Genomic DNA, 13,535 nt, shown 5'->3' with positions numbered 1-13,535 from the left:
CCGGCAATGACGGAGAAGACGTGGAACGTCGGGCTCGTCGGCACCGGCTTCTGGTCCGACAAGCATTTGCAGGCGTGGAGCCGCATCCCGGGCGCGCGGGTCGCGGCGCTCTGCGACCTTGCCGAGGGCAAGCTCCGGGCGGCGGGCGCGAAGTACGGCGTGCCCGAGGAGCGGCAGTTCGGCCGCTTGGACGAGATGCTTGCGCAGGCGGACATCGACATCGTCGACATCGTGACGGGCGCCGAGTCGCATGTGGAGCTCGTTACCCGAGCCGCGGACGCCGGCAAGCACATCCTCTGCCAGAAGCCGTTCGCGCCGTCGCTCGCCGAGGCGGAGCGCATGGTCGCCCATGCGCGCGAGCGCGGCGTGCGGCTGATGGTCACCGAGAACTGGCGTTGGCTGGAGCCGTTCCGGACGATCAAGGGCGTGCTGGAGCGCGGCGAGCTCGGCAAGGTGCATGTGGCGCGCTACATCCATACGGACTATTACACGCCGCGGATGGCCCCGGGCGAGGAGCTCCCGCAGCCGTTCTTCCGGACGATGCCGAAGCTGCTCTTCTATGAGATGGGCGTCCACTGGTTCGACACGTGGCGGTTTCTGTTCGGCACGCCGAAGCGGCTGACGGCGGAGCTGAAGCGCGCGAGCGATTACATCATCGGCGAGGACAGCGGGATCGTGGTGCTGGGGCACAATGATTTCTACGGCTTCATGGACATGAGCTGGGCGACGAGGCAGCAGCTCGACAAGCCGCTCGGCGAGCGCGTCGGGCCGGTGCATCTGGAACGGTTCGTCGTCGACGGCAGCGACGGGACGCTGAAAATGTACGCGGACGGCAGGATCGCGATCGTGTCCAAGAACGGCGGCGAAGAGCGGATCGTCAAAGCGAAGACGGAACTGGATCACGAGGAGAGCCATGTCCGGCTGCAGGGGCATTTCATCGGCTGCTTGAACAGCGGCGAGCCGTTCCAGACAAGCGGCGAAGATAACCTGGTCACGCTGCGGCTGGCGTTCGCCGTATACGAAAGCGCGGCGGAGCATCGGACGATCTCCTTGCAGGTCCCTGGGACGTAGGGTTCAAAATTTATTAACCCGGTTTATTTCCGGGGAAATGTTCGAGATGGAACCGGGACGTTCGGCACGCAATCATAAGCATGATTGTAAAATATTATTAGCATGGGGTGCGGCCCGATCTCGGCCGTTCGTATCGTAAGAAGAGGCTGACCGCAAGCGCGGTCGGCCTCTTCGCATTTATCCGTCTTTTTTGCGTTGTCGGCACATGGGCCGACCGAGCTTGGCGGCGCTGCTATTATCACGTTCCGCGCTTGAACGCCCGCGCGATACTTTCCAGCAACCTTTTCCGCGCCCGCATCGTCAAACCAGTAACTGGAAGCCCAGGGGGAATCAAGATGAGAGAACGATTCAAGCTCCGCCGGCCGCTTCGGCTGACGGCGGCGGCGGTCGCGCTGGCCTGCTTGCTCGGAGGCTGCGGGAAGGACGCCGCAGCGCCGAAGTATCAAGCGTCCGACGTGAACCGGGAGCTGGTGAAGGGGAATAACGATTTTGCCATGCGGCTTGCCACTTCGATGCTGACCAAGGAGGACGAAGCGCTCGACAATACGGTGTTCTCGCCGTTCAGCGTCTCGCTCGCGCTGTCGCTCATGCTGGACGGCGCGAGGGGCGAGACGCGGGAGGAGCTGCTGAAGCTGCTCGCCATGCAGGGCATCGGGCGGGATGCGATCAATCATGGCAACGAAGTGCTGCTGGATCTGATTCGGCATGACGATCCGAAGACGGAGGTCCGGATCGCCAACGCGATCTGGGCGCAGAAGGGACTGCCGCTGCTGGACGATTACGCGAAGGCGATGAAGCAGGCTTACGCGGCGAAGATCGCCACGCTCGATTTCGGCGATAAGCCGGCCGCGGCCAAGACGATCAACGGCTGGGTGAGCGATCGGACCGAAGGGTTGATCCGGAACCTCGTCACGGAGGATGTCATCACCGAGCAGACCGTGATGATGCTCGTGAACGCGATCTATTTTCACGGGCGCTGGACGGAGCCGTTCGAGACGTCGGAGACGAGCGAAGCGCCGTTTCACCGGGAGGACGGCTCGGATATATGGGTCCCCATGATGGGAAAGCGGGAAGCGCTGCCGCATAAGACGGCGCCCGCGTACAAAGCCGTGCAGATTCCTTACGGAGCGGGCCAGTGGCGCTTCATCGCCGCCCTGCCCGCCGACGGCAAGACGCTGAAGGACGCCGAAGCGGCATTGCTCCGCGGCCCGGACGAGTGGACCGACGGCTTCGAGGCAGGCGAAACGGCGCTGGCGCTGCCGCGGTTCAAGATCGCAGCGACGTCGAACCTGACGGAGACGTTGCGCGCGCTCGGCATGGTCCGGTCGCTGAGCCCGGCATCGGCCGATTTCTCGGGCATAACCGGTGATAAAGCCCGGTTGGTCGTTCAGCGGGTGCAGCACAAAGCGTTCATCGAAGTCGACGAAGCGGGGACGAAGGCGGCAGCGGCAACGGCAATCGCGACCGACGGCGCCGCGCCCGCCGGCCCGACGGACGTATTCGAATTCCGCGCCGACCGGCCGTTCCTGTTCGCGATCGTGAACGCGACGACGGGCGTCCTCGCCTTCATGGGCCGCGTCGCCGATCCGTCCGCGATGCCCGCCGATTAAGGCGGCGGCCGCAGGCGCGCGCTGGCAGCCGAGGGAATGATTCGCAATCGGGCTGTTTCCACCAACTATGGTCGGGTAATGACGTCTTAGGTTTATGGCGAGTTTTCAGAGAGAAAGGAAGAGGAAATCGATGAAGCAAGGATTCAGGCCACGCAATAGAAGAATCGGCCTCATGGCCGCGTCGGCGCTGCTGGCCGCAGGCGCGCTGCTCGGCGGCGCGGCGGCCGCGCGGGCGAGCGATTTGGAGGTCTACGATCAAGGGGAGCATCTGCGGTTCCCCGAAGGACCGATTCATCAGGACGGCGTATGGCTCGTTCCGCTGCGTCCGGTCGCCGAGCGCTTCGGGTACGCGATCGTCGAGGCCGGGCCCAAGGAGGTTCGGCTGGCCGGCGGCGCGATCGGCAGCGTGACGCTGTATCCGGGCCAGCGCGGCGCGCTGCTGAACGGCACCGTCAAACGAACCTATCAGGCGCCGCCGCAGTACATACACGGCGCGCTGTTCGTCCCGCTGGACGCCGTCGGCGAGCTGACGGACATCGGCTACAGCGTCCTTGCGGGACCGCCCGACAATCCGTCCGCCATCCAGCTTCGGCCGGGCGGCACGGCCGCGGCGGCGCTGCCGGACGAGCAGTATTGGACCGCGGCGAACGCGGGCTACGGCAAGACCGTCTACGTGAACGGGAAGGGCGAGACCGTCCTGACGACGGCGAACGCGGGTGCGGATTCCTTCGGCTACGCGGATCTGACGCCGTATTACAAGAACGGCTTCGGACAAGGCTACATGGACCGCAGCGGCAAACTCGCCGTGCCCGCGTCGCATTACCGGCTCGGCGCGTTCAGCGAAGGCATGGCCGTGTACAAGGACCTGTATCCCGTGTCGGAGGGAACCTATCAAGTCAAGTACGGCTACGTCAACCGGGACGGGGTGAACCTGTACGTCTCGGGCTATATCCCGGTCCCGCTGCTCTTCAGCAGGGCGTACCCGTTCTCCGACGGCTTGGCGAAGGTCGTGCTGGGCGACAAGACGTTTTACATCGACCATACGGGCAAAACGGTCATTCCGCCCATCCCGGGAAGCCTTCATACCCGCACGTTCGCGAACGGCCTCGCCGCGGTGGAGATGCGCGTCAAGGTCGACGGCCAACCGAACGCGCGCATCGGCTTCATCGATACGAAGGGGCGCTTCGCCATACCGCCGACGTTGACGTGGGCGGACGACTTCGCCGACAACGGCTTGGCCGCGGCCGTTCTCGACGGCAAGTCCGGCTATATCGACAAGGCGGGGCGATGGGTCATCCCGCCGCAGTTCGCCGGGGCGGACAAGTTCTCCGGCGGGTACGCCGCGGTCCAGACGGCGACGCCGGCCGGCGCGGTATTCGAGCTGATCGACGCCGCCGGGAAGAAGGTCGAGCTGCCGCCGCATAAAGCGCTGGGGCGCGCTTCCCGTGGGCTGATCGCGTTCGAGTCGGCGGACGGGCTTTGGGGTTACGCCGATATGGAAGGCGCCGTCGCGGTCGCGCCGAAGTTCGCCCGCGCGGGCGACTTCCAAGGCGGGCTCGCGAGCGTGCTGCTTCCGGAAGACGGCGGGAAATTACGCGACGCGTATATCGACAAGACGGGCAGCGTGGTGTGGCAGAGCGCGTTCGCGGGCTGAGCCGAGGGCGGGCGGGTAAAGGCCGGCGCGGCGGAGGCGCTTAGCGGGACCGAAGCCGCCGCGCCGTTCGGACGGATTGCCGCTTCGCGGGCTCAGGCGTACGGCCGGCTCCGCGAAGCATCGAATCAAACGCGGATAACGGATGAATTCAATCGCAACGGTCTTTCGCGCGGCAAGCGCGGGGCCGTTTTTCTTTGCGCCGATAGTCGATATATTGATTGTATACATATTGTGTACTTAATGGCGATGTGGTAGGCTGAAGCTAGCGGCCGAACCGGCGCGGGCATCATAAGAATCTTGCGAACGATCATTCATGGGGATACGGGAGCGTGAGCGATAAGCATGGCGACGAAGCGTTTAGAGCGTCTGAAAGTAAGCGAGAACAAGCGGTTTTTGGTGCAAGAGGACGGGTTGCCGTTCTTCTGGCTGGCCGATACGGCATGGGAGCTGTTTCACAAGCTGAACCGCGAGGAGGCGGACGAGTACCTCCGAAATCGGGCGAGCCTGAACTTCAACGTCGTGCAGGCGGTGGCGCTCGGCGAGCTGGACGGCATCGACGGCGCCAACGCCTACGGGCGCCGGCCGCTGAAGCGGAACGCGCGGGGGCAGTACGATCCGTCGTTGCCCGATCTGGACGGGGACGACCACTACTGGACCCATGTCGATTATATCGTCGACCAGGCCGCGTCTTACGGATTGTATATCGCGCTGCTTCCGACTTGGGGGGATAAGTACCACCGCGCGTTCGGGAAGGGCCCGGAGATCTTCGACGAGGCGAACGCGCGGGCGTACGGCGCTTGGCTGGGAGAGCGGTACGGCGGGCGCTCCAACATCGTCTGGGTGCTCGGCGGCGACCGTTCGCTGATCGTCCGCCGGCATTTCGAGGCGAACAACGGCCTCGCGGCGGGCTTGCGGGAGAGCGTCGGCGACGCCCAGCTGATCACCTTCCATCCTTGCGGCAACGCGTCGTCCTCGCATCACATGCACGAAGAGCCGTGGCTGGATTTCAACATGATTCAATCCGGGCATCATGAACGGATTCGGGAGAATTACAAGCATGTGAAGGCGGATTACGACCGCGTGCCGGTCAAGCCGACGGTGGACGCCGAACCCGCGTACGAGGATCATCCCGTCAACTTCAGGGCGGAGAACGGCTACTTCGACCAGGCGGACGTGCGGATCGGCGCCTATTACGGCGTCTTCGCGGGGGGCTTCGGCACGACGTACGGCCATCACAGCGTCTGGTCGATGACGACCGAGCCCGGGTCGTATTTCATCATGACCTGGCGAGATGCGCTTATCCGCCCGGGCGCCGCGCAGATGCGCCATCTTCGCGCCTTGATGGAGGCGCATTCGTATCTGGACCGCGTGCCGGACCAAAGCCTGATCGCCGATAACTACGAGGGCGCGAATTACATGGTCGCCACGCGCGGCGGCGATTACGGATTGATTTACAGCCCCAACGGCATTCCGTTTCGCGTTTCGCTCGGCAAACTTCCCGGGGGTCGCGTGAAGGCGTCCTGGTACGATCCGCGGACAGGGAGGTACGATGCGATCGGCGAATTCGCCAATGAAGGCGAAGCCGCGTTCGCGCCGCCGACGAGCGGCCGAGGCGAGGACTGGGTGCTCGTGCTGACCGCGGCGGGCTGACCGCGCCCGGGACCCGCGCGCCGTCCGCTTGTTCCCAGACCGCGCAATCCGCGAACGTCCCGCGAGCAGGAATGCGCAAGCCGTGCGGGCCGCGCGAGACGCGAACAAGCGCATACGCAAACCAAGCGCCCGCCGATTCCGGCGGGCGTTTTGCCATGCCGCTTCCCGCGAGCGGGCCGTTCGCCGCCTAATGCGACGGGCGCTTCGCGATGGCCGGCAGCGTGATGCAAACCGTCGTGCCGCGGCCGGGCGCGCTCTCGTATTCGAGCCCGTATGCCGGGCCGTATTGGAGCCCGATGCGCTCTTGGATATTGTGGATGCCATAGCCATGGAACTCGTCCCGCGCATCGCGCTCCAGCATCCGCTCCGCGACGTCCGGCGGCATGCCGGCGCCGTCGTCCGCCACGGCGAACGCGACGACGTCGCCTTTGCGCGCGCCCGAGATCCGGATCGTGCCGGTCTTGGACGGACTCCGGAGGATGCCGTGCAAAATCGCGTTCTCGACGATCGGCTGCAGCGTGATTTTCAGCATTTCCAGCTCCAGCATGCCGTCGTCTATCGCCAGCTCGAGCCGGATCTGATCCGGATAGCGGAGATTTTGCAGCGTGACGTACGCCTTCACATGCTCGATTTCGTGCCGGACCGTAATGATATCGTCGCCCTTGCTGAGGCCAATCTTGTAGAAGGCCGAGAGGGAATGGATCATCGTCTCGATCTCGGCATTGCCGTTCATGACCGCGGACCAGTTGATCATATCGAGCGAATTGTACAGGAAGTGCGGATTGATCTGCGCTTGCAGCGAGCGGAGCTCCAGCGACTTGATTTTCTTGCCGGTCTCGAACCGTTCCTCGATCATGGCGGCCATCTCCGCGACCATGTAGTTGAAATCCTGGGAGATCTGCCCGATCTCGTCCTTGGACGAGACGCGGATGCGGGTATTGAAGTCGCCTCCGGTCACTTTGCGGATGCTCTTGGCCAGATGCTTCAGCCGCCGCGCGCTGGCGTTGAACCAGAAGTAAGCAAGCAGATAGGAGATGGTCCCGGTAGCAAGCAGCATCAGCACCATGTAGAACCGGATGTCGTTGCCCGTCGACTTGATCTCGCTGTACGGAATGACGGAGACGAACGTCCAGTCCGAGCCGGCGATCGGCCGGGACAGCGTCAGGAAATCGTTGCCCCCCGACCGGATATCGCGGCTCGCGCGCGCCGCGTCGCGTGATGCCGCGCCGGCGGCCGCCAGCAGGTCGCGGTTCGCGAGCAGCGCGGGATCGCCGGACGCGGAGATGAGCTCGCCGCCGGCGTTGACGATGAACGAGATTCCCGTAGACGTCACGTTCGCCTGCTTGACGATCGCGTTGACGACGGGTTCGCGCATATCGATGCGGATGACGCCGTCCGTAACGTTGTACATCTTGAGGGTGATCCGACGCGCGAGCGAGATGACCGAGAGTCCGCCGGCCTTCTCCTTGGCGAACTTGTCCGGCGCGATCCAGGTCACTACCGACTTCGACGCCTCTAGCGTCTCGTACCAAGGCAGGCCGCCCAAGTCCTTGAACACGAAGAACCGGTCGTTGTCATAAGCGTAGCCCGGAATGTCCCGGATGTACAGCCGGACGCGCAGCACGTCGGTATTGCGCTCGATCTGGTTGAAGAGCGTCATCAGGTTGTTCTGGTCGATGTTCTGCTGAATGAAGTCCTCGTCGTAGATGGCCGGGTTCGCGGTGTTGACCTCCTGCAGCGTCTTGTCGAAATAGATGATGTCGGTGGCGTTCAGAAGGTTGCCGAGCTTCGTCTCGAGATACGTGCCGGACTGCTCGAGCGCGTTGCGCGACGTGCGCAGCATAGTAGCCTCCATTTGGGCGGAGACCCTCCAGTAAGTCAAACCCGTCAGGACGACGAGCGGCACGAAGATGAGCGCCAGGTACGAGAAGAGCAGCTTCGTCTTGATGCTGACCGTCATCGCTGCGCGTTCTCCCGGTAATCGGACGGCGTGACGCCGGTAAGGCGCTTGAACGTTTTGGCGAAATACTTGGCGTCGTTGTAGCCGGACAGCGCGGCCACCTCGAGCAGCTTCGCGCCGCGATCGACCAGCAGCTCTTTCGCCCGCCCGATGCGGTAGGCGTTTACGTAGTCGTTGATGGTCTGGCCGGTATCCTTCTTGAACAGCTGGCTCAAGTACGCCGGCGTCAAGCGAAGGTGGGCCGCGATGTCGCTGATGGTGAAGCCGCCGTTCCGGTAATTCCGCTCGATATAGCGGATCGTCTCGCGCACGACGCGGCTGTGCGAGCCGGCCGCCGCCACGGCGGCGAAGTATTCCCGTACTTCCGCGCCGAGGAAACCGAGCAGCTCGGTCAAGGTCAGGGCGTCGGAGACGCGGTGCCAGAGCAGCTCTTCTTTGCGGTCTTCCATGTATCGGCCGAGCAGCTTGTGCTGCGCTTCGCCATAGAGCGCCAGCAGAAGCCGGTAGAACAGCCGCTTGACGTCGTCGACCGGGACCGCGTCTTGTCCGCGGACGGCATCGCCGATCGACGCGATGAACGCGAAGACCGCCTCGTCGCAAGCGGGGAGATAATCCGCGAAGCGCCGCTCCGCGCCTTCGTCGAATCCGGCCGGCTCGCCTTCGCGCGCTTCGTACAGCGCGACGCGGCCGCCGCCTAGGAAGAAGACGCGCTGCAGCGCGGTCTGAGCCGCCCGGTACGAGACGTGCATGTCCGCCAGGCCGCGCACGGGCCGGCCGATGCCGGCGAACAGCGGATGGATGCCGTACTCGCCGCCGCGCCGCGCGAAGTCCGCGCCGATCCGCTCCGCGGCCGACCGCAGCTCGCCGAGGCTGCGCGAGCCGGGCAGCAGCACATGCGTCACGAGATGCATGCCGTCGATCGTGCCGGTCACGGCGCGCAGCCGGAGGCGGCCGAATTCGTCCGCGATCGCGCGCTGCAGCGCCGACCGAAGCTCGGCCGTGCGGTCGACAGGCGTGGCAGGGACGAAGTTAATGCGAAATAAAATGCTTACATAAATGCCTTCGGACGGCAGGTCGCAGCCGGACGCGGTCAGCAGCCGATTGACGTCCGCGGCGTCGGGCCGGCGCTGCGCCAGCTGCACGGCGAAATCCCGCTGGAGCAGCCCGATGCTGGTCTCCAGCTTGGCGGCCGTCTCGGCGAGCGTTCGCGAGCGCTCCGCTTCCCGGCGGCACGCGTCGGCCACGGCGCGGACGCATTCCTCCAGCTCTCTGACGCTGATCGGCTTCTCAATGTAGCTAACCGCCTTCAGCTGGATCGCGGCCTTCAAATATTCCTTGTCCGAGTAGCCGCTGATGAAGATGAACTTGCAATGCGGCAGCTCGGCCAGCGTTCTCCGCGCCAGCTCGATTCCGGTCACGGTCGGCATCCGGATGTCGGAGAGCACGATGTCCGGCCGGAAGGCGAGCGCGGTTTCGAGCGCGGTATGCCCGTCGTCCGCCTCGCGAATCTCGCCGATGCCGCAGTCGGCCCACGGCAAGCACCTTTTCAGTCCGTCGCGGGTACGCTTCTCGTCGTCCACGATCAACAATTTGAGCAACTGATTCCATCTCCTTCGCAGCGGAGTACTCCACCCTAAAATAGCAGACTCCGGCCGCCGCCTACAAGATCATTCCGGGCGGACTATAGAAAAGTGCACCAAATTATAAAACCGTTACCTGTTGAAAGTGCTTTCACTCTCCTATAATCAAGCTGAAGCCGTCAACTACGACCGAAAACGGAGCGTGCAAAGCCTATGGTCCGAAAACGAAACCTGTTGTTCCATCTCGCCCGCAACCGTGCCTTCCTGCTGATGATTCTGCCCGCGACGCTGTTCTTCGCCTTGTTCTCGTATCTGCCCATGGCGGGCATCGTCGTCGCCTTCAAGAACTTTCGGTTCGACCAAGGCATCTTCGGCAGCGAATGGAACGGCATCAACAACTTCCGGTTCCTGTTCCTCTCGGGGCAAATCTGGACGATCTTCAAAAACACCTTTTTTTACAACGCGGCCTTCATCGTCACGGCCACCGCCTTCCAGGTCGGCATCGCGATCCTGCTTTCCGAGGTGTCTTCGAAGTTCTTCAGCCGGTTCTCGCAAAGCCTGATGTTTCTGCCGTACTTCATCTCCTGGGTCATCGTGGGCGCGTTCTTCTACAATCTGTTCAATTTCGATTACGGGCTGGTGAACGGAGCGCTGAAGGCGATCGGTCTCGACCCCGTGGACGTGTACAGCTCGCCGGGGATGTGGAAGTATATCCTGGTCTTCTTCCATAACTGGAAGTGGATCGGCTACGGGTCGGTGCTCTATCTTGGCGCGATTCTCGGCATCGACGGGGAGATGTTCGAAGCGGCCGACATCGACGGCGCGAACGTTTTCCAGAAAATCTTCCGGATTACGCTGCCGAACCTCGTGCCGACGATCATCATCATGGTGCTGCTGCAGGTGGGCAATATTTTCCGAGGCGACTTCGGGATGTTCTATCAGCTGATCGGCAACAACGGCAATCTATACGACGCGACGGACATCATCGATACGTATGTGTTCCGCGCTTTGTCGCAGATGGGCGACATTCCCATGTCGTCGGCCGCGGCCTGCGTGCAGTCCGTCCTATGCTTCCTGACGATCAGCGTCGTCAACGGCCTCGTCCGCAAATTCAGCAAAGAAAACGCCCTCTACTAAAGGAGAACGGGACATGAAAGCGATCCGCATCGACAAGCTGGCGTTCAACCTCGTCGCGTATGCCGTCATCGCCGCCGTCGCCCTGGTGTGCGTCATTCCGTTCATCATGGTGCTGGCCGGCTCGTTCACCGCCGAGGATGCCGTCATGGCGCACGGCTACGGCCTATGGCCGACCGTCTTCTCGGCGGAGTCGTACCGGGCGATCCTGGCGGATCCGACCTCGCTGCTGAAAGCGTACGGCGTCACGCTCTTCATTACGGTTACCGGTACGGCCGCCGGGTTGTTTCTGACCGCCATGACCGCGTACGTGCTATACCGCAAGGAATTCCGGTACCGGAACGCGTTCGCCTTCTTCTTCTACTTCACGACGTTGTTCAACGGCGGGCTCGTCGCGTACTACCTGATCATGCTGAAGTATTACCACATGAAAGACAGCCTGCTGGCGCTGATCGTGCCCTTGCTGCTGTCGCCGTATTACATTCTCATCATGCGGAACTTCCTGAACGCGGTGCCGGACGCCATCCCGGAATCGGCGAAGGTCGACGGCGCGGGCGAATTCACGATTTTCACCCGGCTCTGCCTGCCGCTCATGAAGCCGTCCCTCGCGTCGATCGGCATGTTCATCGCCCTCGGGTATTGGAACGACTGGTACCAAGCGGCGCTGTTCATCGACGACCAGAACAAATTCCCGCTGCAGTACATGCTGTACAAGATGATCACGAACATTGAATTTCTCTCCTACGCCGCGGGCAACAACGGCATTCCGACCGTCGAGCTGCCGCACGAGACGGTGAAGCTCGCGATGACCGTCGTCTCGATCGGGCCGATCGTGCTCATCTATCCGTTCGTGCAGAAGTATTTCGTCAAAGGGCTGACGGTCGGCGCGGTCAAGGGATAGCCGGAACGAGGCGGAGCCGGAAACCGAGCGGGACCCGGCAAGCAAACAACCAAGCAAGCGAGCAAGCATGAGCAAGCAGGTAAGCAGGCAAGCAAGCAAGCAAGCAAGCAAGCAAGCAAGCAAGCAAGCAAGCAAGGCGCGGCAACGGTTATTACCGCTTCGGCGGTTTAACATACGGCAAGCGGGCACGACGGAACGAACGACAAAGAGGAGGTCAATCCGATTGAAAACGCAGTCGAAGAAAGCGATGATGATCGGCACGCTCGCGCTCATGCTCGGCACGGCCTTGGCGGCTTGCGGATCGAACGGCAACAACGGGTCGAGCGCCGATAACGGCGCCGCGAACATCCAGAGCGCGAACGGCGCGAAAGGGGCGGACGGCGCCGCAGGCCCGAACGGCGGAACGGCTGCCGGCACGGATGCGACGGCGAGTCCCGACCTTTCCAAGCACGTGAAGCTGACCTGGGCCGCGCTCGGCGACCCGCCGAAGGACTTCGACGCGGTGAAGGCGCGGTTGAACGAGATGACGAACAAGGATTTGAACGCGGACGTCGACTTCGTCTGGATCGGCTGGGGCGATCTGGACAGCAAGTATCCGCTCATGCTCATGTCCGGCCAGAACGTCGACATGATCTACACGGCCGGCTGGCTGGATTACAGCGGCAACGCGAAGAAAGGGGCTTTCACCGAACTGACGAAAGACATGCTGGATCGGTACGCGCCGAATGCCGAGCAGAAGCTGCCGCCGGAGGCGTGGTCGAACGCGACCGTCGACGGCAAGATCATCGCGGTGCCGCGAAACTTCCTCGAATACCAGGACGCGGGACTCGCGGCGCGGGGCGACATCATGGAGAAGGCGGGGCTGACGACGCTTTCGAATCTGGACGACGTCGAGACGTACTTGGCCGCGGCGAAGGAAGCCGATCCGAAGGTCGTGCCGTTCAACACGGGCGCCTCCGTCGGCGATTATCCGCTGACGTCGTTCGTCACGCGGAAGAAAGCGCTCGTCTCCGTGCCCGGCCTGCCGGCGAACATGCTGCAGTTCGATCCGCTCGAGACCAAGCCGCAGCTCACGTCGTCCTTCGACGACCCGGATTTGCTGGCCGCCTATCCGAAGATCCGCGACATGTTCCTGAAGGGCTACATCAACAAGAACGTGCTGAACAACAAGACGCCGTCCCGCGACGCGTTCAAAGCCGGACAATCCGCGCTGGCCGCTTACGGCGACAACCAGTTCCGGGACGCGTACAACGACATCAACGCGGCTCATCCCGATTGGCGCGTCTCGTTCCAGTCGTTCTCGCCGGAGGGGCCGTTCATCAAGCTGGCCTACGATTCCGGCATGATGGCCATTCCGTCGGCGTCGGAGAACAAAGAGCGGGCGCTCCTGTTCATGGATAAGTTTTTCAGCGATCCGAACTACTACATGCTCATGATCTACGGCATCGAGGGCAAGCATTGGGCGTACACGGCGGACAAATCGCAGATCGAGGTTCCGGCCGGCTCGGATCCGTCTCTCTATCCGAAATGGCAGTATCCGTGGGGCTTCGGCGATTGGGTCGGGTTCAACAAACCGTCCACGACCGATTATCCGGACTACGCGAAGCATGTCGAGTACATGCGAAGCGCGGCCAAAGACAATCCGTATGCCAACTTCAAGCCGAACATCGATTCCATCAAGAACGAGATCGCCGCGCTCAACAACGTCTTCCTCAAATACGGCGGAGCGCTGGCCTACGGCGCCGTCGATCCGGACGATGCGCTGAAGAAGGCGGCGGCCGAGCTCAAGGCGGCCGGTTACGACAAAGTGAAGGCCGGGATTCAAAAGCAGCTCGACGCGTTCACGCCGGGCTCGTAATCAACAGTGTCAACGCGCGACCGCTAAGCCGCGTGCGAACCGGCATCGAGGGGACTGCTGACGAACCGGCGTCAGTCCCCTTTCGTTCGCTTGGCATGGAAGCGCATTCACCATATC

At 62.9% G+C, this 13,535-nt stretch carries 9 protein-coding genes; 7 read left to right on the top strand and 2 right to left on the bottom strand.

Translation table 11 applies throughout. The features are described from left to right. Positions 1 to 6 precede the first annotated feature (6 nt). The 4 genes from BMZ79_RS27530 (at position 7) to BMZ79_RS27515 (ending at position 5,985) form a co-directional block, all read left to right on the top strand. A complete protein-coding gene (locus tag BMZ79_RS27530; protein WP_090646729.1) occupies positions 7 to 1,071 on the top strand; it encodes a Gfo/Idh/MocA family protein in 1,065 nt (354 codons plus the stop codon). A gap of 335 nt (positions 1,072 to 1,406) precedes the next feature. Beyond that, positions 1,407 to 2,681 (top strand): serpin family protein, encoded by a 1,275-nt coding sequence (locus tag BMZ79_RS27525; RefSeq protein WP_090646726.1) that lies wholly within the window; start codon positions 1,407 to 1,409, stop codon positions 2,679 to 2,681. Between the two features lie 130 nt (positions 2,682 to 2,811). After that, positions 2,812 to 4,335, top strand: a complete 1,524-nt coding sequence (locus BMZ79_RS27520) for a WG repeat-containing protein (protein WP_177222376.1) — start codon at positions 2,812 to 2,814, stop codon at positions 4,333 to 4,335. A 342-nt stretch (positions 4,336 to 4,677) separates the two neighbouring features. After that, positions 4,678 to 5,985 (top strand): glycoside hydrolase family 140 protein, encoded by a 1,308-nt coding sequence (locus tag BMZ79_RS27515; protein WP_090646720.1) that lies wholly within the window; start codon positions 4,678 to 4,680, stop codon positions 5,983 to 5,985. Between the two features lie 187 nt (positions 5,986 to 6,172). Here the strand turns inward: BMZ79_RS27515 and BMZ79_RS27510 are convergent, their stop codons facing one another. After that, on the bottom strand, positions 6,173 to 7,945 hold the full coding sequence (locus BMZ79_RS27510; protein WP_090646716.1) for a sensor histidine kinase: 1,773 nt from the start codon (positions 7,943 to 7,945) through the stop codon (positions 6,173 to 6,175). Next, positions 7,942 to 9,543, bottom strand: a complete 1,602-nt coding sequence (locus BMZ79_RS27505) for a response regulator (protein ID WP_090646713.1) — start codon at positions 9,541 to 9,543, stop codon at positions 7,942 to 7,944. Before BMZ79_RS27505 ends, BMZ79_RS27510 begins: the two co-directional genes overlap by 4 nt. Before the next feature lie 195 nt (positions 9,544 to 9,738). Here BMZ79_RS27505 and BMZ79_RS27500 point away from each other — a divergent pair, with 195 nt between their 5' ends. The 3 genes from BMZ79_RS27500 (at position 9,739) to BMZ79_RS27490 (ending at position 13,418) form a co-directional block, all read left to right on the top strand. Further along, positions 9,739 to 10,662, top strand: coding sequence for an ABC transporter permease (locus BMZ79_RS27500; RefSeq protein WP_090646709.1), 924 nt, complete (start codon positions 9,739 to 9,741; stop codon positions 10,660 to 10,662). Between the two features lie 13 nt (positions 10,663 to 10,675). Then, a complete protein-coding gene (locus BMZ79_RS27495; protein ID WP_090646707.1) occupies positions 10,676 to 11,560 on the top strand; it encodes a carbohydrate ABC transporter permease in 885 nt (294 codons plus the stop codon). Between the two features lie 223 nt (positions 11,561 to 11,783). Beyond that, positions 11,784 to 13,418, top strand: coding sequence for a DUF3502 domain-containing protein (locus BMZ79_RS27490; RefSeq protein ID WP_090646704.1), 1,635 nt, complete (start codon positions 11,784 to 11,786; stop codon positions 13,416 to 13,418). The last annotated feature ends 117 nt before the right edge of the window (positions 13,419 to 13,535 follow it).

Source organism: Paenibacillus sp. UNC496MF, from assembly GCF_900113915.1.
Lineage (GTDB): Bacteria > Bacillota > Bacilli > Paenibacillales > Paenibacillaceae > Paenibacillus_Z > Paenibacillus_Z artemisiicola.
Note: the sequence above shows the minus strand (reverse complement) of the source record. Positions and strands in the feature narration are given on the sequence as shown.